A 22,764-nucleotide genomic window follows, 5' to 3' on the forward strand; every position below is an offset into this window, starting at 1 on the left:
CGATCATTTAAGCCACTCAAAATTACATGACTTGTCATGAATCCATTTTTCAGACTTTATCAGGGCAATGGGAGGAAGAGAATGAGCAAGCCTACAGAGCGGGACATTGCGCGGATTCGTGCACGTCAAGCGCATGAGGATCATAACATCTTCTCGCGCCTTCCCGCGGTCTATGCCGCCTCGCGCAGCCAAGGGCAAAAGTTCCTGCAGCACGGAGGCGGCCTTTCGATCGTGGAATGGCGCACTCTTTGGGATCTTTGCGAGGTCGGGCCGATGACGATCCGCGATCTTGCCGCGATCCAGCGCACCGACCATTCCCTCCTCAGCCGCGCCCTGCCGGAGATGCGGCGCAAGGGCTTTGTCACCATGCACCGCGATGCAAAAGATGGGCGGCAAATGATTGTGGAAATCGCCGAAGCTGGACGCGCCGCCTATGAGACTGCCGCCCCGGTCATGGCGCGTCGGCGCGCTGCCCTGCGCGCGGTTTTCTCAGAGGAGGAGGTCAACCAGTTCGTCGGCTATCTTGATCGGCTCGAAGACTTCCTGCGCACACCCATAGATGAATTTCTGGAAGAGGACAGAGCAGAATGACAGACCGCCCCAACGTTCTTTGGATCATGGCCGACCAACTGCGGTTCGACTATCTGAGCTGCTATGGCCACCCACATCTGCACACTACCCATATCGATGCGCTGGCAGCACGGGGTGTGCGCTTCACCAATGCCTATGTGCAATCCCCGGTCTGTGGGCCCTCGCGGATGTCGGCCTATACCGGGCGCTATGTACGCAGCCATGGCTCCACCTGGAACGGCATGCCGCTGCGCGTGGGCGAGCCGACCCTTGGCGATCACCTGCGCGAGGTGGACGCCCGCGCGGTGCTGGTGGGAAAGACCCACATGACCGCCGATGCCGAAGGCATGGCCTGGCTGGGCATCGATCCCAGCAGCGAAATCGGTGTGCGAGTTTCCGAATGCGGGTTCGAACCGTTCGAGCGCGACGATGGCCTGCACCCCGATAGTCCTCGCCAGAACTGGTCGGCCTATGATGATTATCTGGAGGCGCATGGGTTCTCATCCGACAACCCTTGGGAAGATTTTGCCAACTCGGGCCTGGATGACGATGGCGAGCTGCTCTCGGCCTGGCTGCTGAAAAATTCTCGTCTGGCGGCCAACGTGCCCGAGGAGCATTCAGAGACCGCCTATATGACCGACCGCGCCATGGCCTTTATGGAAGATGCGATGGAAGACGGGCGCCCCTGGGTCTGTCACCTGTCCTATATCAAGCCGCACTGGCCTTATATCGTCCCCGCGCCCTATCACGACATGTATGATGAGCGGCACATCGTCGATCCGGTCCGATCCGAAGCCGAACGGCAGACGGATCATCCCCTGATGCAAGCCTATCTTGATGCGCGGGTCTGCCGCAGCTTTGCCCGTGATCATGTGCGCGAACATGTGATCCCCGCCTATATGGGGCTGATCAAGCAGCTGGATGACAACCTTGGCCGCCTGTTCGCATGGATGGATGAAAAGGGCCTCAGTGAAAATACCATCATCGCCTTCACATCGGACCACGGCGACTACATGGGTGATCACTGGATGGGCGACAAGGATTTCTACCACGAGATGGCCGTGAAAGTGCCGCTGATCATTGCCGACCCCCGCAAGGATGCCGATGGCACGCGTGGTCTGGTGACCGATGCTTTGGTCGAGATGATCGACCTTGCGCCCACCTTCATGAATGCCGTGGGCTGCCCCGCGAAACCCCATGTGATCGAAGGGCGGGATCTCACGCCGATCCTGCATGGCAAGGACGGGTTTTCGCGCCGCTATGCGATCAGCGAACACGATTACCACTGGTCCGACATGGCGCGCACGCTGGAGCAGCCGCAGGAAGACGCCCATACCACGATGATCTTTGACGGGCGCTGGAAGTACATCCGCTGCGAAGGCTTCCGCCCGGTCTTGTTTGACCTGCAAAGTGACCCGCAGGAGGTCAAGGATATCGGCGGATCGGACCTGCCCGAGCATTTGGAGGTGCGCGCCCGGATGGAGGCAGCCCTTTTGGACTGGGCAACCCGCCATCACACCCGGATCACCGCGACACAAACAGTACTGGCACGGCAGAAGCTGGCCGCAGAAACCGGCATCTTGATAGGCTTCTGGGATGAGGCGGAATACAAGGAGGTAACCGGCAAGGCCTTCGAGGATCTTACGCCGCAGGGCCGCCCCTGAACCCGGCGTCAACCCTGGCCGTGGAAGTGATCGTAGATCCGCTCGGCCAGTGCGGCTGAGATTCCCTCAACGGCTTTGAGGTCCGATAGGTTCGCGCGGCTCACCGCCTTGGCGCTGCCGAAATGCGCCAGAAGCGCGCGTTTGCGGCTGGCGCCGACGCCCGCGATTTCATCGAGCGGAGTTGCCCCCATCGCTTTGGCCCGTTTGGCCCGATGGGTGCCGATGGCAAACCTATGCGCCTCGTCCCGCAGGCGCTGGATGAAATAAAGCACCGGATCGTTGCGCTGCAGGGCAAAGGCGGCCTCTCCTGGGCGGTAGAATTCCTCCTTGCCGTGATCCCGGTCCACGCCTTTTGCAACACCCACCATGGGAATGTCCTGCACGCCGTGCTCTTCCATGATCTCGGCCACGGCCGAGACCTGCCCCGCGCCGCCATCGATCAACAACAGATCCGGCCACATGCCCTTTTCACGGTCGGGATCCTCTTTGAGCAGACGCGAAAAGCGGCGGTTCAGCACCTCCTTCATCATGCCAAAGTCATCGCCCGGTGTCAGATCGTCACCCTTGATGTTGAACTTCCGATAGGCGTTTTTCATCAGCCCCTCGGGGCCCGCCACAATCATTCCGCCAACAGCATCGGTGCCTTGGATGTGGGAGTTGTCGTAGACCTCGATCCGCTGCGGAGGGCCATCTAGACCAAAGGCATCGGCCAGACCTTTCAACAGCTTGGCCTGGGTCGCGCTTTCGGCCATGCGCCGGGCCAGGCTTTCCCGGGCGTTGCGCACGGCGCCTGCAACCAGTTCCGTCTTTTCGCCGCGCTGGGGCACCAGGATTTCGACCTTGTGGTCTGCCTTGTCACTCAGAGCCTCCTGCATCAGATCCGCATTCTCGATATCATCGGAGAGGATCAATTGACGCGGCGGCTCCTTATTGCTGTAGAACTGGCCGAGGAAGGCCTCCATCACTTCGGCTGGACTGTTGTCGGCATCCACGCGCGGGTAGAAATCCTGATTGCCCCAGTTCTGATTGGCGCGAATAAAAAAGACCTGAACGCAGGCCTGTCCGCCTTCCATATGGAGACCTATGATATCGGCTTCGGTCACGCCGCGCGGGTTGATCCCTTGCGCCGATTGCACCTGTGTCAGCGCCTTGATCCGATCGCGCAGGGCGGCGGCACGTTCAAACTCCATCGCCTCTGAAGCTTCCATCATCTGCTCGGCCAGTTCCTCCTGAATCTTGGTGGAACGCCCGGACAGGAACCGTTCCGCATCGCGCACCGAGGCTGCGTAGTCCTCAGCGCTGATCTCGCCTGTGCAAGGCGCCGAGCAGCGTTTGATTTGAAATTGCAAACAAGGGCGCGTGCGGCTTTCGAACATCGCATCCGAACAATTGCGCAAAAGGAACGCCTTTTGCAGTTGATTGAGCGTCCGGTTCACCGCCCCCGCGCTGGCAAAGGGGCCGAAATAGCTGCCTTTCTCCTTGCGCGCACCGCGGTGTTTCTTGATCTGCGGAAAGGCGTGGTCCTTTGAGACCAGAATATTCGGGAAGCTTTTGTCATCACGCAGCAGCACGTTGTACTTTGGCTTAAGCTGCTTGATCAGGTTCTGCTCCAAAAGCAGCGCCTCGGTTTCCGTGCGGGTAGTCAGGAACATCATCGAGGTGGTGAGCGCGATCATCCGCTCAATCCGGGGACTGTTGCCGGGACGTGTGTAGTTCGAAACCCGCGCCTTGAGGTTACGCGCCTTCCCCACGTAAAGCACCCGGCTTTCCGCATCCAGCATTCGGTAGACACCAGGTGAGGCATCCAGCGTTTTCACATAATCCTGGATAACGGCATAGCCGCTGCGGGGTGTTCCTGCGGTCTGATCACTCATGTCCTGACACATATGATTCTCTGCATGTCGCTGCAATGTTTGCGCGCCGGTTTCAAGAGCATACAAATCCACGGATACTGTGGATAACTATGGAGATATCTTCGGGCTATCCGGCCTTTTCCCTTGTTTTCTGCCGATTCTGGGCAATTGCCTAAAAATTGAGCGGACGCACAATGCGTTGTTTTTTAACGTTTCTTTTTGCAAAACCTGACAAGGTTTTGAAAACAAAGATACTTTTGTAACGGGTTTGTGAAACGCGCAGCATACGTGCACAACTTTCCCTAAAGGCAGCCGTATTGCCGATCACTCCAGCCCGACGACATCCGGAGTTTCCCAGGCCAGATGCTGCCCGCCATCTACGCAAATCAGCTGGCCAGTGACGGCGGGCGCCGCCAGAAAATAATCCAAGGCCGCGGTAATATCCTCTGGGTTGGCACCGCGGCCAAGCACCGTACTGGCCCGCTGACGGGCAAACTGATCAGGGCTTTGGCGCGGGCCCTGCAAAGTCGGCCCAGGACCAATTGCGTTGACACGGATGCCCGGGGTCAGGGACTGCGCCGCCGTTTGCGTCAACGTCCACAGCGCTGATTTTGCCAACGTGTAACTCATGAATTCCGGAGTCAGCGCCCGCACACGCTGGTCGATCATATTGACCACCAAACCCCAGGCAATCGGCTCACCGTTGCTATCGTAAGGTTGCTCCATATCCTGCGCTGCCATCGCCTGCATCAGCAGGAATGGAGCACGCAGATTGCTTCCAAAATGGCGATCCCAGCTTTCGCGCGTCGCAGTCTCAATGCTGTCATGCTCAAAGATCGAGGCGTTGTTCACAAGGCACGTAATCGGCCCACCAAAAACCGAGGCAGCAGACGGCAACAGGGCTGCAGCCTCTTCATCGCTCAAAAGGTCCGCCTGCAGCACCTCTGCCTTGCGCCCCAGGGCGCGGATCTGTTCAGCGGTCGCATCAGCATCGCTTTGCGAGGTCGCGAAATGCACAGCAACATCATATCCCTGCCGTGCCAAAGCAACGGCCATGGCTCGCCCAAGGCGCTTGCCCGCACCTGTCACCAAAGCCCGCATGCCAGTCTCCCTGATTGTTGGTCTGGACCGCTATCTAGAGCAGGACCCACAGGTAGACCACATATAGCCCAGCCAAAAGCGCACCCCAGCGGCGGGTGATGTCCATCTTTAGGAAAACAAACGGCACAATGATGAGCGACGCCGCCAGCATTACCCAAAGATCAAAGCGCAGGAATTCCGGATCAACTGAGATTGGCCCCACAAAGGTCGCGATCCCAATGATGGCCAACAGGTTGAACATGTTCGAGCCGATCACATTGCCCAGCGCAACATCAGCCTGCCGCCGCAGGGCAGCCATCACGGTTGTTGCAAGCTCAGGCAGCGAAGTTCCTATCGCGACCAGAGTTAGGCCAATCACCGTTTCACTGATCCCGTAGGTTCTTGCAATAATTGTGGAATTATCCACCAGAAGATCCGCTCCCAGCGGCAGACCAACCAAACCTAGGATCAGGTAGATCGCGATGCGCCAGAAGGGCATATCAGGGTCTGCCTCTTCGATCTCCTCCAGTTCTTCTTCATCTGCTTCGGCACCATTCCTGCGATGAGCCCGCGCTTCGCGGAAGGCTCCGCCGAGCACAAATGCAAGCGCACCAAGCAGGATCAGACCGGACCAGATGGTGAATACACCGAAGAAGGCCAAGGCGATGAACAGCACTGAAGCAACCAGCATGTATATGTAGTTCTTGCGCGTATCACAGTCGCTTGTGTGAAGCCGCGACAGGATCGCAGGCACCCCCAGAACAAGCAAGATATTGGCCGTGTTGGAGCCTACGACATTGCCAAGAGCGATCCCGTCGGCTTGATCCATGACCGCACTGATTGCAATTAGCAGTTCAGGCGCAGAGGTGCCAAAGGCGACGATGGTCAGACTCACGATCAGCGCTGGCACGCCCAACCTAAGCGACAGGTTTACAGCGCCGCGCACCAACGCGTCCCCGGCAAGCAAAAGGATTACCAGCCCCAACGCACACAGAAGCCACGGCATCATCGACCCTGCCCTCCTTTTCCGCAGGCACAGGGGCCTTTGCCAATCTTGAAACGCCCGCAGGACGAGCAGCGTGCAGATTGCAGGCGCTTTTGCCCAGGCATCCGTAGTTTTCCGAACATGGCCAGCACAGCCATGACAACAAGGAAGATGGAAACGATCTTTAGTATCACGTCAGAGGCCAAACCGCGCAAATTCCGCGCGTTCCTCAATTCCCCCCAATGCATCCTGTGCAAGCCTTGCGCCGAACCGGCTCAGGAGGGGGCGTTTAATCCCATAACGACGGATCCGAACCTTGTCTCCGTAGCGTTCCTTCAGCTTTGGCATCAAGTGCCCAATCCCGTCGATCAGTCCCAACTCCTGCGCGCGCCGTGCAAGCCAAACCTCTCCGGTGAACAGATCCTCATCTTTACTCAGCGCATCCCCTCGACGCTGGCTCACGTGGTCGATGAAATTGCTATGAATATCGTTCAAAAGCCCCTTCAGGCGTTCTACATCCTCAGGGTTTTCAGGGCGAAACGGGTCCAGCATGGATTTACTCTGCCCTGCAGTGTAGACGCGGCGTTCAACCCCTTGACGAGCCAAAAGAACATGGGCGCCAAAACCAGCCGAAATCACACCTATGGACCCTAACACAGAACTTGCATCGGCCCAGATCTCATCCGCTGAGGCAGCTAGCCAATAGCCCCCCGAGGCCGCCACATCCTCAACGAACGCGATGACGGGGATCTCTTTGTCTTCTGCGAGACGCCGAATACGCGCTCCGATCAAGGAACTCTGCACTGGCGAGCCACCCGGAGAATTGATCTCGAGAGCGACAGCAGCGGGTTTTCCCTTGCTGAAAGCGCGCTCAAAAACTGGTGCAAGGGCCGTATCGCTCAGGCTGCCGCGGCCAGGCATGCCGATCGCGCCGGATAGGCGCACAACAGAAACAAGAGGCGGTCTTTTGGTGAAAGGTATGCGCAACTTCATGGCGCCGATGTAGAATGCCCCCCGCCCCGAAACAAGGTCCACGGCCAAGGGAATTCCAATAGAAGTCAAAATGGCACAAGGGAACGGGCAAAATTGCAACGAAGGCGCCCATTTGCTCTGTGCAATTGCAGTTCAGGAAGGGCTGGGTACCTCCGCGCGGCGTGCCCAAGCACGCCGCCTGGCCCAAGGTTGCCAAGCTGGAACGGCACCGCCGGGGCACCTGTCGGCGCAGAAGCCATCCCCCGCGAGAATGCGCCCCCGCAGACGTCAGGACCGGATGCGCCAACCGGTTTTGAAGATCCACCAGATCACCGCAAGACACATGCAGGTGAATCCGCCGATAGCCAAAAGGCTCGTCATCACCGGCACATCCGAGGTGCCAAAGAACGACCAGCGGAATCCCGAGATCAGGTAGACCACCGGGTTGAACAGCGTGATTTTCTGCCAGATCGGCGGCAGCATCGAGATCGAATAGAAAGACCCGCCCAGAAATACCAGCGGCGTGACGATCAACAGCGGCACCAGTTGCAGCTGCTCAAAATTCTTGGCCCAGATCCCGATGATAAAACCCAAAAGGGCAAAACTAAGGCAGGTCAGCAACAGGAACAATACCATCGCGCCGGGGTGCGCGATGCTCAGATCCACAAAAAGCGACGCAGTGCCAAGGATAACCAGACCAATGAACAGGGCCTTGGTCGCCGCCGCCCCGACATAACCAAGAACGATCTCAAGAAAACTGACCGGAGCGGACAACAGCTCGTAAACCGTGCCGATAAACTTGGGGAAGTAGATCCCGAAAGACGCATTCGAGATGCTTTGCGTCATCACGCTCAGCATAATCAGCCCGGGCACGATGAAGGCGCCATAAGCGATGCCTTCAACCTGGTCGATCCGGCTGCCGATGGCAGCACCAAAGACCACGAAATAGAGCGAAGTTGACAGCACCGGCGATAGGAAGCTTTGCATCAGCGTGCGAAAGAAGCGCGCCATTTCAAAACGATAAATCGATGCAACCGCCATCCAGTTCATGACTGCTCTCCTGCCACGAGACCCACAAAGATATCCTCTAGGCTGGACTGACGTGTCACCACATCCGCCAGCACCAGCCCCGCGCCCGCAACATCATTCAAAAGAGCGGTGATGCCGGTACGCTCGGCCCGTGTGTCATAGGTGTAGATGAGGGCTGCGCCATCCCGCGAGAGCTCCAGCCCATAGGACGACAGAGCCTCTGGGATTGCGTCTATGGGCGCGCTCAGCTGCACCTCAAGCTGCTTTTGCCCCATCTGCGCCATCAGGGTGACCGTGTCCTCGACCAGCAGGATCTGTCCATTGGTGATCACCCCAACCCGGTCGGCAATCGCCTCAGCCTCTTCGATGTAGTGGGTGGTCAGGATGATGGTGACACCATCCGCTTTCAACTCGCGCACGACCTCCCACATATCCTTGCGAAGCTCCACATCGACCCCGGCAGTCGGCTCATCCAGAAACAGGATACGCGGCTCATGGCTCAGCGCCTTTGCAATCAGCACGCGTCGCTTCATGCCGCCTGAAAGTTCCTTGATCTGGCTCTTGCGCTTGTCCCAGAGCGACAGCTTTTTGAGGATTCGCTCAAGAAGGGCATCGTTCTTTGGTTTGCCAAACAGCCCGCGCGAAAAGCGCACCGAATTCCAGACCATCTCGAATGGTTCAAGATTGATTTCCTGCGGCACTAACCCGATCAGGCGGCGCGCGGCGCGGAAGTCCTGCGCGATGTCGTGGCCGCCTACTGTGACACTACCGGAGGTGGGTGTTGTGATCCCGCAGACCGTGGAGATCAGCGTCGTTTTGCCCGCACCGTTGGGCCCGAGCAAGGCAAGGATCTCGCCCTCTTCTATATCGAGCGTAGCGCCTTTCAGCGCCTCGAAGCCGCCCTCATAGGTCTTTCGCAGATCGCGGATGGACAGGATCGCTGACATGGCATCTCCCTCTTGCCGTCATGGCTATGCGTTGCGCCAAGCTACCCAGCGGCAATGTTTGCGACCACTGGTGAGACGCGCAGCCAACTGTGCGCGCACGCAGAGGGAAACCTCGCGTCAGATGCTGTTCAGGCGCCCGTGATTTTCTTGAACCAGCCTTTTTTCCTTTCGGAGGCCCTTGCCTCAACTTCGCTTTCTTCGCCTTCGGGAGCGAGATGCGTCTGCAGATTGACAAAGAACTGGTCCGCCATCTTTTTGGCAAAGCCGTCGATGATCCGGCTGCCCAACTGCGCCAGCTTGCCACCGACCTTGGCCTCGACCTCGTAGGACAGCAAAGTTCCTACCTCCGAAGGGGCCAAGCTCACGACCGCTCCGCCCTTGGCAAAGCCCGCAGCGCCTCCTTTGCCCTCACCGGCGATGGTCAGCTTTTCGCCGGGTACGAGGTCCGACAGCGTCACCTGGCCTTTGAAGGTGGCTTTCACCGGGCCAACCTTTTGGGTGACCGTAGCCTCGAACCCGTCTTCCGGGGAGCCGGTGACCTCGGTTGCGCCAGGAACGCAGGCTTTCAGAACCTCAGGCGTCAAAAGCGCCGCATAGACCTCGGCCGGGGGAGCTGCGATTTCTTTTTGGTCACTCATCTGCATGGCGGGTTCTCCATTTTTGCCTCTGTTCAGCAATCACGTGCCGCACAAGACCTACCCGAGGCCAACCGCCTCTGCCAAGCAGGAACCGGATACCTGGACGTGGTGCAGGACCGTGAGAGATCACCGCGCAGGAGCTTTTCTCTGGGGCGCAAGATGCTCCACCACACGCGAAATAACCGCCTCATCCCGCAGAATGCGCCCATGGCCCAGACCGGCCGTCACATGCAGCTTGGCACCTGGCCAGTTGTCGGCCAAGGCGCGACCCTCCGAGGCCGGAACGATCCTGTCGCCGTTGTCATGCACGATCAGGGCGGGTTGAGACAAACCGGGAGCCAGATCCGTTCCTTTCAGCGCGCTGAAAGGGACCCCATAACGCCGCTCGAGCCTGTGTTGGGCGCCACGGGCAACGCGGTCTCCAAATCCCAGTAGCCGCGCCACCTTGCCGAGGTAGCGCTCAAGATCGGTAGGTGGCGCCAATAGGGCAACCCGCTTGACCCGCATTCCCCGCCCAAGCGCCGCAATCGTGGCAGCCGCACCATTAGAGTGGGCCACAATGCCATCCAGCGGACCCAGTTTCGCGGCAACCTCTTCTGTAACCCAAAGCATTTCCGGCAAGGAACTGCGACGCCCAGCCGCCGCCCCGTGGCCGGGCGCATCAAAGGCCACCACGCGAAATCCCGCCGCAACCAAGGGCGCGGCAAAGCCGCCAAGCTGCGCCGCACGACCAGACATGCCATGCACCAGAAGAACGGTCGGCAGCGGCGCTTCATCCAGCACACCAAACCCGCGCGGCACGGCGCGCCATTCATACAGCGGAATCTCAGCCCCTGACTTCAGCCGTATTGGACGCGCGGCCGCTGCGGTGAGCCACTTCTTTTCCTCGGATGATAGTTTTTGCCGCCGCGGTGTTGTGAACACCCGCGCCAAAAGTGCTGACGCCGCAGACGGAGAGATTGTCCCAAGCATCCCGGACACGGCCTGAATCACCGCAAGCAGAGGCGGCGGGCGGCGGGTTGATTTCATCGTTGAGGTGCCACTGACCATATCTGATCTCCTGTCTTGTGAATTTTCCACGCCGGTCCGGCTGGGAAGGCCAAACGTCGACCTAATTGAGTTCTATTTTGGAACCCATTATCAGTTCTATTTGAGAACTCTGTCAATCCATGTTATTCAGGCGTCATGAAATGGCATGACATGAAAGACGCCGCCTGCCCCGTTGCACGGGCCATGGGCGTGATTGGAGATCGCTGGACCTTGTTGATTCTCAGGGAATGCTTCCTGGGAGAACGCAGGTTTGACGGCTTTCAGAAGCGTCTCGGCATCACCCGGCATCTGCTGGCAGAGCGGCTGAAGAGGCTTGAGTCAATGGGTCTCCTCAACCGTCAGCCTTATCAAGAGCGTCCCTTGCGACACGAATACCGACTGACCGATTCGGGCAAGGCCTTCGCTCCCGTCATGCTGTCCTTGCAGGATTGGGCGCGAAAGAACTTGCCCTGTGACGATGTCCCGCCAATTTCCTTTGTCCTACGAGATGAGGATGCCGAAATTGACCCGGTTCTCACTGACAGGCGAACGGGTCAGGAGCTCAACCATCGCTCGGTTCTGATGCGATATCGAAAACCTCCTCTACCGTCAGCCTGACACAAGCCACTGCCAAGTCATCGCTCACTATCAAATTAACAATTTATCTTGACGTCAAGATTTCCAGAGGTTATCTCGACGCCAAGATAAAGGAGCTATACATGAAAATCGTTGTCTTTGGCGCCAGTGGCGCTGTTGGGAATGCCACGCTGCGCGAAGCGCTGAACCGTGGACACAGCGTGACCGCCGTTGCACGGGACCCAAATCGCCTGACGGCTTTGTCTCCCAAGGTGCGCAGCGCACCGCTTGATTTGCTCAGCCAGTCTGAGGCAGCAGCCGATCTTGCAAAAGGCCATGACATCCTGATCAGCGCCTTGCGTCCTGCCGAAGGCCGGGAAGCAGATCTGGTGCCGCTGACCCGCGCCGTGCTGGATGCCGCGCGCGCCAATGGCATTCCTGCTCTGATCACCGGAGGGGCTGCGCTATTGAAACTTGCAGACGGCAGCGGCCACACGGTTCTGAGCGCGCCAGACTTCTTGCCCGCCGAAGTGCGCCCGATCGCCGAAGCCTGCGCCGCGCAGGATGCTCTGCTGGAACAAGAAAATGAGGCCTGCTGGACCTGCCTGCGCCCTCCAGCGATGCTGCTCGAGGGCGAGCGCCGTGGCCAGTATGCACTGGGCACCGACACCCTGGTGACCGATATGGACGGACAATCGCAGATTTCATATGCAGATTTTGCCGTTGCCATGATGGATCTTGCCGAGGCGCCTCAAGCCCCGCGTCGACGCCTGACCGCAGGCTGGGTAGCTCCCGCGCCAGCCCTGCAGCCGACCTGACGAAGGGCATACGGCCGACTTGGACCTGGCAGCGCGCCTTGCGCGCTGCACCCTTCCCGAAGGGCAAAGCCAAGATCGGCCCCGCCCGCATCACGGCAGAAGATCCTCCCGGACCATCGCGCTGTCGGCGCTAGCCCGCCGCCCTTGCTGCAACCGCCCCAAGGCAAGCCCTCGCGTTAACGGTTTCCTTTCGGAAGTTCCTCTTTGAGCGTCCAGTCATAGGTGCCCTCATCCCGCTCCCGAACCGTGTGCTTCCAACCCATTTCCTCGGAGCGTTCCTTGAAGGCGATCCCCTCGGGAGAATGCCGCGTGATCCCGTCAAAGATGGTGGCCAGCCGTTGCGTCTGCATCATGCCAGTCTGCTCGATAGCCTGGTTGATCACCATCTTTTGCATGGCTAGCTGATTGATCGGAACCGTTGCCATCCGCGCAGCGAGCTCCTCCACTGCATCATCCAATTGTTCCTGAGGCACGGCCTTCAAAATCAGACCCGTATCCGCCGCCTCGCGCCCGGAGATCTTGTCCCCGGTGAACAGCATCCGCTTCGCCTTTTCGGCACCCAGCCGATAGACCCACATGGCTGTGGTGGGACACCCCCAGACGCGGGCAGGCATGTAGCCGATTTGAGCCTCCTCGGCCATGATCGTCATATCGGCGCACAGCGCGATGTCAGACCCACCCGCCACGGCGAAACCGTGCACCTTGCAGACCACGGGCTTCACCGCACGCCAGAGCGACATGAAATGCTGAGTATTCTCCCACATGAACCGGTAATCCTTGATGGGGTCCCAAGGCATTGCTTGCGTTGCTTCACCGGACCCGTTGCCTTCAGCATAGTACGCAAGGTCATATCCTGCGCAGAAGGCTTCCCCCGCGCCCGAGAGCACCATCACATGCACCCCGGGATCTGCATCCGCCCGCGCCACTGCCGCAGCAAGATCCTGCGGCATCCGGTCGTCGATCGCGTTCATCACATTCGGCCGGTTCAGCGTAATCCGCCCGATCCGACCGTCTTTTTCATATGCTACGGTTGTCACAGCTTTCCTCCCTCTAGTGCGAGGGAGGAAAGCACGGCCAGCGCCCGATACGAAGCCGGGCGAACGCAACGTCAGTAGGGCAGTCCCACGTAATTCTCAGCGAGCGATGCCTGCGCAGCTTCGGACGAGAACAGATAATCAAGGTCGGCGCATTGCAGGCGCTGATCCACCTCTTCCGCGTCCGGGAAGAGATGCAGCAACCGGGTCATCCACCAACTGAAACGCTCTGCTTTCCAGACGCGCGCCAGAGCCTTTTCGGAGTACCCATCAAGCCCGGCGCTGTCGCCTTTCAAATAATGGTCCATGAAACCATGATAGAGATAGAAGATATCAGACGCGGCCGAGTTCAGCCCCTTGGCGCCGGTTGGCGGCACGATATGAGCGGCATCGCCAGCGAGGAACAGGTTGCCATAGCGCATCGGTTCCGCCACAAAACTGCGCAAGGGGGCAATGGACTTTTCGATCGTCGGTCCGGTTTCAAGCCCGGCCGCAACATCTTCTGGCAGACGGCGCTTCAGTTCTTCCCAGAAAGCGTCATCAGACCAGTCTTCAGGTTTGTCCGTGAGTGGCACCTGAATGTAATACCGGCTCAGAACCTGACTGCGCAATGAACACAGCGCAAAGCCGCGCTCGTGCCGCGCGTAGATCAACTCGGGCGAGACCGGCTTGGTTTCTGACAGGACGCCGAGCCAGCCAAAGGGATAAACCTTCTCGTATTCCTTGAGCACATCCGACGGGATCGACTTTCTGCTGACCCCATGAAAACCATCCGCACCGACGATGAAATCGCAATCCACACGGTGCTCTTCGCCGTCCTTTTCATAAGTCACATAAGGCGCATCAGACTTAAGATCTTTGGGTTGCACATTGGCCGCCTCGTGAATGACCACACCGCCCATGACGTCACGGGCCTCATACAGGTCACGCGTCACCTCGGTCTGTCCATAAACCATCACGGTGGCACCATTCGCATATTTTTCAAGATCGATGCGATCATTGCGCCCCTGATGAGCGATGAAGAAACCCTCGTGCACCTCACCCTCGGCATCCATACGCTCTGCGCATCCCGCTTCCCGCATCAGGTTGACGAAACCACGCTCAAGCACACCCGCTCGAATGCGCCCAAGGACATAATCTCGGCTCTGACGCTCCAAGACGATGCTTTCGATCCCCTTGCGGTGCAGAAGCTGCGACAAAAGCAGCCCCGACGGCCCCCCACCAATGATTGCGACCTGGGTTTTGTGAACAGTCATAAACGCGCCTCCCTTGCGAAGTGAGCGTGAATATGCCGTGTCCAACATCCTTTGCGAATGGACCATGCGCGCAACTTCTTGTACATTTCAAACATGTCAAACGCACTTAAGATCCGCAGCTACAATCTCTTCGGGGAAACGGACGAACTGGCGGATGTTCTGCATGTGGAGACCATTCGCTCCCGCTCGGAGCAGCACGACTGGGAACTGTCCCCGCATCGGCACGCCAGACTGCATCAGGTCCTTTTCATGACAAGCGGCGGCGGCACGGTCGATCTGGACGGAACCGGCCACAACCTGCCTGCGCCATGTTTCGTCAATATTCCTCGGGGCGTCGTGCATGGCTATCGGTTCGAGCCTGAGACCAGCGGCTGGGTGGCAACATTTCCATCGGATCTTCTGGATCACTCAATCCGCAACGGCGAAGGGGTACGCAAACCTCTCGATCACGCCTGCGTCAAGCCGCTTCCAACGGATTTGCGTGCCATGGCCGAAACTCTGTACCGTGAGTACCATGGGCAGAACTTTGCACGGGCTCAATTGTTGCGATCACTGGCAGGCAGTCTGACGGCCCTTGTGGCGCGCTACATATACGAGGCCGAGGGACAAGCCCGCACGGATGCGGGAAATCCGATCTTCTCGCGCTTCGAGATCCTCGTCGAAACGCATTTTCGAACCCGTAGGCCGCTGGCAGACTATGCCAGCGATCTTGCAGTTTCTCCAACGCATCTTAACCGGATCGTACATCAGGTGACAGGCCAGTCAGCCTCGCACCTGGTGAATGAGCGCATGTTGAGAGAAGCCCGCCGGATGCTTCTTTACACCTCGCTCAGCGCCGCCCAGATCGCATATGAACTGGGATTCAGCGATCCGGCACATTTCAGCCGCGTGTTCACCAAGGGTACTGGCATGCCGCCGCGTCGGTTTCGCACCCGATTGGGCGAGGCCGACTGATCCGCGTCAGGCATCGGGTTTTTGCGGCGACGGCAGAAGGCCATTCATGATCATGGCCAGATATTGCTCGGCAATCTCCTCGTGGGGCACTGGACGCGCGGTCCGGTTCCAGAACGGGATCCAGTTCAGCGCCCCGAACACGCCGGCCGCGACAAGCCGAGGGTCGCAGTGACGGATCACCCCCTCCCGGATCCCCTGTTCGATCAATGCGCGCAATTGAAAATCGAACCGCGCCTTGCCCTCGTGAAGGGCCTCGCGCCGCTCAGGCGACAGGCTGTATGGACGCACCATAGCAAGGCTGGCGCCCAAGTCAGTCGAAACCCATTCGCAATACCCGCCAACCAGCCGCGAAATTCGCTCCTGAACGGGCAGGCTTTCGTCGCGGCTGCTCTCCATCACATCAGCAAGGAATTCAAGACTCAGCTGCTGGCAGCCGAACAGGATATCCTCCTTGCTTTGCACGTAATAATAGATTGTCCGCTTGGTGATGTTGAGCGCCGCCGCGATATCCTCCAACGAGGTCTGCTCATAGCCTTGATCGTTGAACAGACGTGCCCCCGCCATCAACACCGCGCGGCGCTTGATCTCACGCTGCGCACTTCGGCTATCAGCCGTCTGTGTCCAGGTCTTGTTCCCCATCGCAATGCCCGTCACCGTCCCATGCTCAATCGTGGCCCCAAACAATTGACGCCCGGTAATTACACTCATCAGTTACACACTTCTTGACAGTTTGCCCACCCCCAACCGAAAGTAACCCGCAAGTGTAATTTCGACTCGCCGCATGGGAGAGAGCCAATGTCTACAAATGTGATGGTCGCCGGAGTAGGCATGACCAAATTCGCCAAGCCCGGTCAAAATGACCCATACACAGAAATGGGCGCCGCCGCCGTGCGCGATGCGCTGGCGGATGCGGGCCTTCCCTATGATGCGGTGCAGCAGGCCTATGCGGGCTATGTCTATGGCGACAGTACCTGCGGGCAGGCCGCTCTGTACAAAGTGGGCATGACCGGCATTCCGGTGATGAACGTGAACAACAACTGCTCGACTGGGTCGACGGCCCTGTTCATGGCGCGTCAGGCAGTGGATTCCGGCGCAGTTGATGTGGCGCTGGCGCTGGGTTTTGAACACATGAAGCCCGGCGCACTGACCTCGCATTGGACAGACCGGCCCAGCCCATTTGATGCCTTTGACGCGGAAACCGACGATCTGGTTGGCCACCCCGAAATCCCGCTAGCTCTGCGTTACTTCGGCGGCGCAGGCAAATCGCACATGGAAAAATACGGCTCCACCATGCTGGATCTGGCCCGCATCCGCGCCAAGGCCAGCCGCCATGCCGTGAACAACCCCCTCGCCCTCTTCCGCAATGAGCTGACCCCCGAAGACGTGCTGGAGAGCCCGATGATCTGGGAGGGCGTCATGACCCGCCTGATGGCCTGCCCGCCAACTTGCGGCGCGGCGGCTGCCGTGGTGGTGAGCGAAGCCTATGCCAAGAAACATGGCCTTGGCAGCAATGTTCAGATCGTGGGTCAGGCAATGACCACCGATTATGCCAGCACCTTTGAAGACCACGACATGATGAAGGTCGTCGGCTATGACATGACCGCCGCCGCCTCCAAACAGGTGCAGGAGCAGACCGGCATCGGCATCGAAGACGTCGATGTGGTCGAACTGCACGACTGTTTCGCCCACAACGAGATGATCACATACGAAGGGCTGGGTCTCTGCCCCGAGGGCGGGGCCTCCAAGTTCATCGCCGATGGCGACAACACCTATGGAGGCAAATATGTGACCAATCCCTCGGGCGGGCTGCTCTCCAAGGGGCATCCCCTAGGCGCGACCGGCCTCGCGCAGTGCTACGAGCTGACCCGTCAGCTGCGCGGCACCGCAGGCAGCACGCAAGTGGAAGGCGCCCGCACCGCGCTGCAGCACAATCTTGGCCTTGGTGGCGCCTGTGTCGTCACCATGTATCAGGCGCAGTGAGGTAGCGATGATCGACACCTCCTTCATCGGCCACGTGACCACGCCATATCAGGTCACGGTTGAGAAAGGTCGGTTGCGGGATTTCGCCCGCGCCACCGGCCAGAGTGACCGCGTCTATCTGGATGAGGCGGTCGCGCAAGCGGCAGGCTATCGCAGCCTGCTTGCGCCGCCCACCTATCTCTTTTCGCTCGATCTGGATCGGGAGGATCCCTTCTATTTCATCACGCTCTTGAAGATCGACATCGCAAAGGTGCTGCACGGCGAACAGGCCTTTACCTACGGCGCGCCGATCTGCGCCGGGGACACCATCACCCTCGTGAGCGAAGTCACTGACATCTACGCCAAGAAAGGCGGCGCCATGGAGTTCGTGCATCTGAAAACCTCGGCCACCAACCAGCTGGGCGAAGATGTCGGCAGCATGACCCGCACCGTGATCGTGAGGCACCCGCAATGAGCATGCCAACCTTTGCAGAGATCAATGTGGGCGACGCGCTTCCGCCGCTGACCACCAAGAAGATCACCCGCACCACGCTTGCCCTGTTCGCCGGGGCCTCGGGCGATCACAACCCGATCCATATCGATATCGATTTCGCCAAACGCGCAGGCATGCCGGATGTCTTTGCCCATGGCATGCTGAACATGGCCTATCTGGGCCGCCTCCTTACGGGCTGGGTGCCGCAATCGGCCTTGCGCGAATTCACCACCCGCTTCGTGGCGATCACCCAGGTGCATGCGGTGATCACCTGCACCGGCAAGGTGGTGGAAAAGCGCGACGGCAATCTGGTGGCGCTGGAAATCGAAGCTTCCGATCAAAACGGTGAGGTCAAACTGGCCGGAACCGCCCTGATCGAGCTGCCATAACGACAAAGGACACTGAAAAGATGAGCAAACTTGCAGGCAAGACCGCCTATGTCACCGGCGCAGGCCGCGGCATCGGCCGCTCCATCGCGCTGAAACTAGCCGAGGACGGCGCCAATGTGGTGCTGAATGATCTGGACGCAGAACCGGCAAACGCGGTCGTCGCCGAGATTGAGGCGATGGGCGGCAAGGCGTTGGCCGTCGCGGGCTCGGTCACCGCGCAGGGCTTTGCCGATGATTTCATCCAGGGCGGCATCGACAAGTTCGGCGGCGTCGACATCATCGTCAACAATGCGGGCTACACCTGGGACAGCTTCATCGGCAAGATGAGCGACGAACAGTTCGACGCCATGATCGACGTGCACCTGAAAGCTCCCTTCCAGATCCTGCGCGCGGCGTCCCCCTTTATCACCCAAGCCGCCGCTCAGGAGGCCGCCGAGGGGCGCGAAGTCTTCCGCAAGGTGGTGAACATCTCGTCGATCTCGGGCACCGGCGGCAACCCGGGCCAAGCCAACTACTCCTCAGCTAAATCCGGCGTCATCGGCCTGACGAAAACCATGGCCAAGGAATGGGGCCGCTTCAAGGTGAACGTCAATGCGGTGGCCTTTGGCATGATCTCCACCCGCCTGACCGAAGCCACGGACGAGAAGAAATCGATCGAGGTCGAAGGCAACAAGATCGGCATCGGCATCCCCAAGAAACTGGTGCAGGGCATGGAAATGATGATCCCCCTGGGTCGTGCCGGCACGCCGGAAGAGGCCGCGGGCGGCGTCTATCTCTTCTGCATTCCCGAAAGCAACTACGTCTCGGGCCAGACGCTGATCGTGGGCGGCGGCCTATCCGGGACCTGATGCCAAACGGCCTGCCCAATGCAACGGGGGCGGGCCACCAAAACTGGGAGGCATTAGCATGCTGGAAGGCACCCGCATCATAGAGGTAGAAGGCCTTGGCCCCGGCCCATTCGCCGCGATGACACTGGCCGATATGGGCGCGGATGTGATCTGCATCCACCGCAAGGGCGGCGGCGTCACCCCCGGCATGCCGGAGCGTTCGGTGCTGGATCGCGGCAAACGCTCGATCGAGCTGGATCTGAAAGATCCCGGCGATATCGAGACCTTCTTGGCGCTGGTGGAAAGTGCCGATGGTCTGATCGAGGGCTTCCGCCCCGGTGTAATGGAAAAGCTCGGCATCGGTCCCGAGGCCTGCCATACGGTGAACCCGGCCCTTGTCTTTGGCCGCATGACCGGCTGGGGGCAGGACAGCGCCCTGTCTCATGCTGCCGGGCATGATCTCAACTACATCTCCCTGTCCGGAGCCCTGTGGTACGGATCCAATCCCGGTGATGCACCGCTGACACCGGCCACGCTGGTTGGCGATATCGGCGGCGGCGCCATGTATCTGGTGGCCGGTATGCTGGCCGGGATCCTGCGCGCCCGCACCAGCGGCGAGGGCTGCGTGGTCGATGCGGCGATCTATGACGGCTCGGCCCATATGATGAACCTCCTGATGAGCATCCGTCAGGCCGGAAACTTTGGCGATGCGCGGGGGCAGAACCTGCTGGACGGCCCGCACTGGAGCCGCACCTACGCCTGCGCAGATGGCGGGTTCATGTCGGTGCAATGCCTTGAGCCGAAATTCTATGCGCAGTTCCTCTCGCTGATGGACCTGTCCGACGACCCAGACTTCCAGCGCCAGTTCGACAAGACGCTCTGGCCCGCGCTGACCGGGCGTCTGGCCGGAATCTTCGCCAGCCAGCCGCGCGATCACTGGGCCGGTATTTTCGAAGGCACCGATGCCTGCGTTGCTCCGGTTCTAAGTCCCCGCGAGGCGCTGACCCACCCGATGAACGCCCGCGGCACCTGGGTCGAGGCGCATGGCGCGCTGCAGGCCGCCCCTGCCCCGCGGTTTTCAGGTGCAGGCGACTGGACGCCACCCGAAAGCCCCGTTCGCGGACAACACGCAAAAGAGATTCTGGCCGAACTGGGCCGTGACAAGGATTGATGCCATGACCGCGCATAGCTCCCCCTGGATGAATGACGAACTCACGATGCTGCAAGACAGCTGCCGCAGCTTCTTCACCGCCGAAATGACCCCGCACGAGGAACGCTGGCAGAAACAGGGCCATATCGACCGGGAGTTCTGGAACAAGGCGGGGGAGTTCGGCCTCCTCTGCGCCTCGGTCCCCGAAGAATACGGCGGCATGGGCGGCGATTTCCGGCACGAGGCGGTGATCACCACCGAACAATTCCGCGCGGCGGGGTTTTCCGGCTTTGGCAACTCGGTCCACAGCCAGATCTGCGCGGGCTATTTCCTTGATTACGGCACCGAGGATCAGAAACAGCGTTGGCTGCCCAAGATGGCCAGCGGAGAGATGGTCTGCGCCATTGCCATGACCGAACCCGGCACCGGATCGGACCTGCAGAACATCAAGACCAACGCCCTGCGCGATGGCAACGACTATGTGCTCAGCGGCTCCAAGACCTTCATCACCAATGGCCAGCAGGCCGATCTGATCATCGTAGTCTGCAAGACGGATACCTCACAGGGTGCCAAGGGGATCTCGCTGCTGGTAGTGGAAACCGAGGGCGCCGAAGGCTTTGCACGGGGTCGCAACCTCGAAAAACTGGGCCTCAAGAGCCAGGACACATCCGAGCTGTTCTTTGACGAGGTGCGCGTGCCGCCCGAGAATCTGCTTGGCGGGGTAGAAGGACAGGGGTTCTACCAGCTGATGAAGGCGCTGCCACAGGAACGCTTGGTGATTGCACTGGGGGCTGCTGCGGTGATCGAAAAGGCGCTGGAAGACACCGTCGCCTATACCTCAGAGCGGCGCGCCTTCGGGCAGGCACTGATCGAGATGCAGAACACCCGCTTCAAGCTGGCCGAGGCCAAGACCATCGCCCATATCGCCCGCGTATTTCTGGATGACTGCATCGCAAAACATCTACGCGGAGAGCTGGATGCCGCCACCGCCTCGATGGCGAAATGGTGGGTGACCCAGATGCAATGCGATGTGGTGGATGAATGCCTGCAGTTGCACGGCGGCTACGGCTACATGCTGGAATACCCGATCGCCAATATGTACGCAGACGCCCGCGTGCAAAAAATCTACGGCGGATCAAACGAGATCATGAAAGAGCTGATCGCCCGCACCCTGACCCAATAGCGTCAGGCGCATCGGTTCAGCCATCCTTCTGGGCGGCGGCCTTCTTCATCCGGGCCAGCAACTCGGCCTTGGTCTCGCGCTTGCTGTAGGGGTTCTTCTCGGTGCCCTTGGCATTGTGCTCGCTATGCCAGGGCGCGTTGCGGCCCAGTTTCGGGCCGCCCTGTTTGCCGTAGTCCATTGTCCACTCACATCCTGTCTGAAAGGCTGCGACGCGCGATCAGCCCTCTCGGACCGTATCGATCATCAGCTGCACATTGTCCGGGTTTGCATCTGGTGTGATGCCGTGGCCCAGGTTGAAAATATGCGGGCCACCGCGCAGGGTTTTGACGATATGACGTGTCTCGTCGATCAAATCCTGCCCGCCGGTCACCATATGGCGCGAAGCTAGGTTGCCCTGCACGCAGCCATCCACCTGCACATGTTCGGCGACCCACTCGGGCGTCACCGAATTGTCCACCGCAACGCAATCCACGCCAGTCGCCTTGGCAAAACCGATATAGCCCTCGCCCGCCTCGCGCGGGAAGCCGATGACTGGAATGCCGGGATGACGCTGTTTCAGCGCCGCGGTGATCTGGCGGCAGGGTTCAAGCGCGTATTTCTGGAAATCCTCGCCTTTGAGCGATCCCGCCCAGCTATCGAAGATCTTGACCACTTCTGCGCCTGCCTCGATCTGCTTCGACAGATAGTCGATGGTTGCCTCGGTGATGCGCGCCAAAAGCGCCTCGAACAGCGCCCGGTTTTCCGCCTTCAGCGCATGGGCCGGTCCCTGATCCGGGGTGCCGCGTCCAGCGATCATATAGGTTGCCACGGTCCAGGGTGCCCCGGCAAAACCAATCAGAGCCGTCTCGCTGGGCAGTTCCCGCTTCAGGATCTTCAGGGTCTCATAGATCGGGTTCAGCGTCTCGTGAATGTCGCTAACCGGGCCCAGCTTGGCAAAATCCGCCTCAGTTGTGATGGTAGACAGGCGCGGTCCCTCGCCAGTCACGAACCACAAATCGGCGCCCAGCGCCTGCGGCACCAACAGGATATCGGCAAACAGGATCGCCGCGTCGAATCCGTAGCGGCGGATCGGCTGCAAGGTGACCTCGGCTGCCAGTTCGGAATTGTAGCACAAGCTTAGGAAATCCCCGGCCTCGGCCCGCGTTGCGCGATACTCCGGCAGGTAGCGACCGGCCTGGCGCATCATCCAGATCGGCGGCACATGTTGTTTTTCGCCTGCCAATGCGCGCAGCAGTTTCTTCTGTTCGGCCATGGGATCCCTCGCTTGTCTCTTGGGTACTGAGGTCTAGCCTGAGCGGCAAATTGTCAAGGGCGGTGAGCCTCATGCTTGTCACGGCATAATGTCGCGAATAAAGGTT

General features: G+C 59.6%; 24 protein-coding genes. 11 read left to right on the forward strand and 13 right to left on the reverse strand.

Features of this window, described 5'->3' with window-relative positions; translation table 11 throughout:
* Nucleotides 1–81: 81 nt before the first annotated feature.
* Both INS80_RS03780 and INS80_RS03785 read left to right on the forward strand, forming a co-directional pair.
* Nucleotides 82–591: a MarR family winged helix-turn-helix transcriptional regulator gene (locus INS80_RS03780; protein ID WP_192964341.1), complete on the forward strand. Its 510-nt coding sequence runs from the start codon at nt 82–84 to the stop codon at nt 589–591.
* On the forward strand, nt 588–2,234 hold the full coding sequence (locus INS80_RS03785) for a sulfatase-like hydrolase/transferase (RefSeq protein ID WP_192964343.1): 1,647 nt from the start codon (nt 588–590) through the stop codon (nt 2,232–2,234). The genes INS80_RS03780 and INS80_RS03785 overlap by 4 nt, the downstream gene beginning before the upstream one ends.
* Before the next feature lie 8 nt (nt 2,235–2,242).
* On the opposite strand, the gene uvrC is transcribed toward INS80_RS03785, so the two are convergent.
* From uvrC to INS80_RS03825, 8 genes are all read right to left on the reverse strand, one after another.
* Nucleotides 2,243–4,108, reverse strand: coding sequence for an excinuclease ABC subunit UvrC (uvrC, locus tag INS80_RS03790; protein WP_439650928.1), 1,866 nt, complete (start codon nt 4,106–4,108; stop codon nt 2,243–2,245).
* A gap of 303 nt (nt 4,109–4,411) precedes the next feature.
* The gene (locus INS80_RS03795) at nt 4,412–5,188 is read right to left on the reverse strand and encodes an SDR family oxidoreductase (RefSeq protein WP_192964345.1); all 777 of its coding nucleotides are present in this window, start codon (nt 5,186–5,188) and stop codon (nt 4,412–4,414) included.
* Between the two features lie 34 nt (nt 5,189–5,222).
* Complete coding sequence (locus tag INS80_RS03800; RefSeq protein ID WP_192964346.1) at nt 5,223–6,176, reverse strand: calcium/sodium antiporter; 954 nt, start codon at nt 6,174–6,176, stop codon at nt 5,223–5,225.
* 171 nt (nt 6,177–6,347) lie between these two features.
* The gene (locus tag INS80_RS03805) at nt 6,348–7,145 is read right to left on the reverse strand and encodes a S49 family peptidase (RefSeq protein ID WP_192967176.1); all 798 of its coding nucleotides are present in this window, start codon (nt 7,143–7,145) and stop codon (nt 6,348–6,350) included.
* Nucleotides 7,146–7,412: 267 nt separating this feature from the next.
* On the reverse strand, nt 7,413–8,174 hold the full coding sequence (locus INS80_RS03810; RefSeq protein WP_192964347.1) for an ABC transporter permease: 762 nt from the start codon (nt 8,172–8,174) through the stop codon (nt 7,413–7,415).
* Nucleotides 8,171–9,100, reverse strand: coding sequence for an ABC transporter ATP-binding protein (locus INS80_RS03815; RefSeq protein ID WP_192964348.1), 930 nt, complete (start codon nt 9,098–9,100; stop codon nt 8,171–8,173). Before INS80_RS03815 ends, INS80_RS03810 begins: the two co-directional genes overlap by 4 nt.
* Nucleotides 9,101–9,228: 128 nt before the next feature.
* Entirely contained in the window at nt 9,229–9,744 is a 516-nt protein-coding gene (locus tag INS80_RS03820) for an SRPBCC family protein (RefSeq protein WP_192964349.1), read from the reverse strand.
* Nucleotides 9,745–9,864: 120 nt separating this feature from the next.
* Complete coding sequence (locus INS80_RS03825) at nt 9,865–10,788, reverse strand: alpha/beta hydrolase (RefSeq protein WP_192964350.1); 924 nt, start codon at nt 10,786–10,788, stop codon at nt 9,865–9,867.
* A 135-nt stretch (nt 10,789–10,923) separates the two neighbouring features.
* On the opposite strand from INS80_RS03825, the gene INS80_RS03830 reads away from it, so the two are divergent.
* A complete protein-coding gene (locus INS80_RS03830) occupies nt 10,924–11,385 on the forward strand; it encodes a winged helix-turn-helix transcriptional regulator (RefSeq protein WP_192964351.1) in 462 nt (153 codons plus the stop codon).
* Nucleotides 11,386–11,486: 101 nt separating this feature from the next.
* Nucleotides 11,487–12,161 carry an NAD(P)-dependent oxidoreductase gene (locus tag INS80_RS03835; protein WP_192964352.1) on the forward strand — a complete coding sequence of 225 codons (675 nt, stop codon included), beginning with the start codon at nt 11,487–11,489 and terminating at the stop codon, nt 12,159–12,161.
* Between the two features lie 176 nt (nt 12,162–12,337).
* On the opposite strand, the gene INS80_RS03840 is transcribed toward INS80_RS03835, so the two are convergent.
* Complete coding sequence (locus INS80_RS03840; protein WP_192964353.1) at nt 12,338–13,198, reverse strand: crotonase/enoyl-CoA hydratase family protein; 861 nt, start codon at nt 13,196–13,198, stop codon at nt 12,338–12,340.
* A 71-nt stretch (nt 13,199–13,269) separates the two neighbouring features.
* Nucleotides 13,270–14,451 carry a 4-hydroxybenzoate 3-monooxygenase gene (gene pobA, locus INS80_RS03845; RefSeq protein WP_192964354.1) on the reverse strand — a complete coding sequence of 394 codons (1,182 nt, stop codon included), beginning with the start codon at nt 14,449–14,451 and terminating at the stop codon, nt 13,270–13,272.
* Nucleotides 14,452–14,544: 93 nt separating this feature from the next.
* On the opposite strand from pobA, the gene INS80_RS03850 reads away from it, so the two are divergent.
* On the forward strand, nt 14,545–15,405 hold the full coding sequence (locus INS80_RS03850; RefSeq protein WP_192964355.1) for a helix-turn-helix domain-containing protein: 861 nt from the start codon (nt 14,545–14,547) through the stop codon (nt 15,403–15,405).
* A gap of 6 nt (nt 15,406–15,411) precedes the next feature.
* Here the strand turns inward: INS80_RS03850 and INS80_RS03855 are convergent, their stop codons facing one another.
* A complete protein-coding gene (locus INS80_RS03855) occupies nt 15,412–16,113 on the reverse strand; it encodes a TetR/AcrR family transcriptional regulator (RefSeq protein WP_226892551.1) in 702 nt (233 codons plus the stop codon).
* An 87-nt stretch (nt 16,114–16,200) separates the two neighbouring features.
* Between INS80_RS03855 and INS80_RS03860 the strand changes: the two genes are divergently transcribed.
* From INS80_RS03860 to INS80_RS03885, 6 genes are read left to right on the forward strand one after another with little or no spacing between them, the layout of a single operon-like run.
* A complete protein-coding gene (locus INS80_RS03860) occupies nt 16,201–17,385 on the forward strand; it encodes a lipid-transfer protein (RefSeq protein ID WP_192964356.1) in 1,185 nt (394 codons plus the stop codon).
* Between the two features lie 7 nt (nt 17,386–17,392).
* On the forward strand, nt 17,393–17,839 hold the full coding sequence (locus INS80_RS03865) for a MaoC family dehydratase N-terminal domain-containing protein (RefSeq protein ID WP_192964357.1): 447 nt from the start codon (nt 17,393–17,395) through the stop codon (nt 17,837–17,839).
* Complete coding sequence (locus INS80_RS03870; protein ID WP_192964358.1) at nt 17,836–18,246, forward strand: MaoC family dehydratase; 411 nt, start codon at nt 17,836–17,838, stop codon at nt 18,244–18,246. Before INS80_RS03865 ends, INS80_RS03870 begins: the two co-directional genes overlap by 4 nt.
* 20 nt (nt 18,247–18,266) lie before the next feature.
* A complete protein-coding gene (locus tag INS80_RS03875) occupies nt 18,267–19,094 on the forward strand; it encodes an SDR family NAD(P)-dependent oxidoreductase (protein WP_192964359.1) in 828 nt (275 codons plus the stop codon).
* Between the two features lie 58 nt (nt 19,095–19,152).
* Nucleotides 19,153–20,244 carry a CaiB/BaiF CoA transferase family protein gene (locus tag INS80_RS03880; RefSeq protein WP_192964360.1) on the forward strand — a complete coding sequence of 364 codons (1,092 nt, stop codon included), beginning with the start codon at nt 19,153–19,155 and terminating at the stop codon, nt 20,242–20,244.
* 4 nt (nt 20,245–20,248) lie between these two features.
* Complete coding sequence (locus INS80_RS03885; RefSeq protein WP_192964361.1) at nt 20,249–21,406, forward strand: acyl-CoA dehydrogenase family protein; 1,158 nt, start codon at nt 20,249–20,251, stop codon at nt 21,404–21,406.
* Between the two features lie 16 nt (nt 21,407–21,422).
* On the opposite strand, the gene INS80_RS03890 is transcribed toward INS80_RS03885, so the two are convergent.
* Together INS80_RS03890 and hemE are read right to left on the reverse strand one after the other, a co-directional pair.
* A complete protein-coding gene (locus tag INS80_RS03890) occupies nt 21,423–21,584 on the reverse strand; it encodes a hypothetical protein (protein WP_192964362.1) in 162 nt (53 codons plus the stop codon).
* 39 nt (nt 21,585–21,623) lie between these two features.
* Complete coding sequence (gene hemE / locus INS80_RS03895) at nt 21,624–22,658, reverse strand: uroporphyrinogen decarboxylase (RefSeq protein WP_192964363.1); 1,035 nt, start codon at nt 22,656–22,658, stop codon at nt 21,624–21,626.
* Nucleotides 22,659–22,764 lie beyond the last annotated feature (106 nt).

Origin of the sequence: Phycobacter azelaicus (assembly GCF_014884385.1) — a bacterium.
In the GTDB taxonomy this organism is placed as follows: Bacteria; Pseudomonadota; Alphaproteobacteria; order Rhodobacterales; family Rhodobacteraceae; genus Phycobacter; species Phycobacter azelaicus.

What these genes read in the sequence shown, in the direction of transcription:
- INS80_RS03780 (WP_192964341.1), top strand. Translation starts at nt 82, where the DNA reads ATGAGCAAGCCTACAGAGCGGGACATTGCGCGGATTCGTGCACGTCAA.
- INS80_RS03785 (WP_192964343.1), top strand. Translation starts at nt 588, where the DNA reads ATGACAGACCGCCCCAACGTTCTTTGGATCATGGCCGACCAACTGCGG.
- uvrC (WP_439650928.1), bottom strand. Translation starts at nt 4,108, where the DNA reads ATGAGTGATCAGACCGCAGGAACACCCCGCAGCGGCTATGCCGTTATC.
- INS80_RS03795 (WP_192964345.1), bottom strand. Translation starts at nt 5,188, where the DNA reads ATGCGGGCTTTGGTGACAGGTGCGGGCAAGCGCCTTGGGCGAGCCATG.
- INS80_RS03800 (WP_192964346.1), bottom strand. Translation starts at nt 6,176, where the DNA reads ATGATGCCGTGGCTTCTGTGTGCGTTGGGGCTGGTAATCCTTTTGCTT.
- INS80_RS03805 (WP_192967176.1), bottom strand. Translation starts at nt 7,145, where the DNA reads ATGAAGTTGCGCATACCTTTCACCAAAAGACCGCCTCTTGTTTCTGTT.
- INS80_RS03810 (WP_192964347.1), bottom strand. Translation starts at nt 8,174, where the DNA reads ATGAACTGGATGGCGGTTGCATCGATTTATCGTTTTGAAATGGCGCGC.
- INS80_RS03815 (WP_192964348.1), bottom strand. Translation starts at nt 9,100, where the DNA reads ATGTCAGCGATCCTGTCCATCCGCGATCTGCGAAAGACCTATGAGGGC.
- INS80_RS03820 (WP_192964349.1), bottom strand. Translation starts at nt 9,744, where the DNA reads ATGCAGATGAGTGACCAAAAAGAAATCGCAGCTCCCCCGGCCGAGGTC.
- INS80_RS03825 (WP_192964350.1), bottom strand. Translation starts at nt 10,788, where the DNA reads ATGGTCAGTGGCACCTCAACGATGAAATCAACCCGCCGCCCGCCGCCT.
- INS80_RS03830 (WP_192964351.1), top strand. Translation starts at nt 10,924, where the DNA reads ATGAAATGGCATGACATGAAAGACGCCGCCTGCCCCGTTGCACGGGCC.
- INS80_RS03835 (WP_192964352.1), top strand. Translation starts at nt 11,487, where the DNA reads ATGAAAATCGTTGTCTTTGGCGCCAGTGGCGCTGTTGGGAATGCCACG.
- pobA (WP_192964354.1), bottom strand. Translation starts at nt 14,451, where the DNA reads ATGACTGTTCACAAAACCCAGGTCGCAATCATTGGTGGGGGGCCGTCG.
- INS80_RS03850 (WP_192964355.1), top strand. Translation starts at nt 14,545, where the DNA reads ATGTCAAACGCACTTAAGATCCGCAGCTACAATCTCTTCGGGGAAACG.
- INS80_RS03855 (WP_226892551.1), bottom strand. Translation starts at nt 16,113, where the DNA reads ATGAGTGTAATTACCGGGCGTCAATTGTTTGGGGCCACGATTGAGCAT.
- INS80_RS03860 (WP_192964356.1), top strand. Translation starts at nt 16,201, where the DNA reads ATGTCTACAAATGTGATGGTCGCCGGAGTAGGCATGACCAAATTCGCC.
- INS80_RS03865 (WP_192964357.1), top strand. Translation starts at nt 17,393, where the DNA reads ATGATCGACACCTCCTTCATCGGCCACGTGACCACGCCATATCAGGTC.
- INS80_RS03870 (WP_192964358.1), top strand. Translation starts at nt 17,836, where the DNA reads ATGAGCATGCCAACCTTTGCAGAGATCAATGTGGGCGACGCGCTTCCG.
- INS80_RS03875 (WP_192964359.1), top strand. Translation starts at nt 18,267, where the DNA reads ATGAGCAAACTTGCAGGCAAGACCGCCTATGTCACCGGCGCAGGCCGC.
- INS80_RS03880 (WP_192964360.1), top strand. Translation starts at nt 19,153, where the DNA reads ATGCTGGAAGGCACCCGCATCATAGAGGTAGAAGGCCTTGGCCCCGGC.
- INS80_RS03885 (WP_192964361.1), top strand. Translation starts at nt 20,249, where the DNA reads ATGACCGCGCATAGCTCCCCCTGGATGAATGACGAACTCACGATGCTG.
- INS80_RS03890 (WP_192964362.1), bottom strand. Translation starts at nt 21,584, where the DNA reads ATGGACTACGGCAAACAGGGCGGCCCGAAACTGGGCCGCAACGCGCCC.
- hemE (WP_192964363.1), bottom strand. Translation starts at nt 22,658, where the DNA reads ATGGCCGAACAGAAGAAACTGCTGCGCGCATTGGCAGGCGAAAAACAA.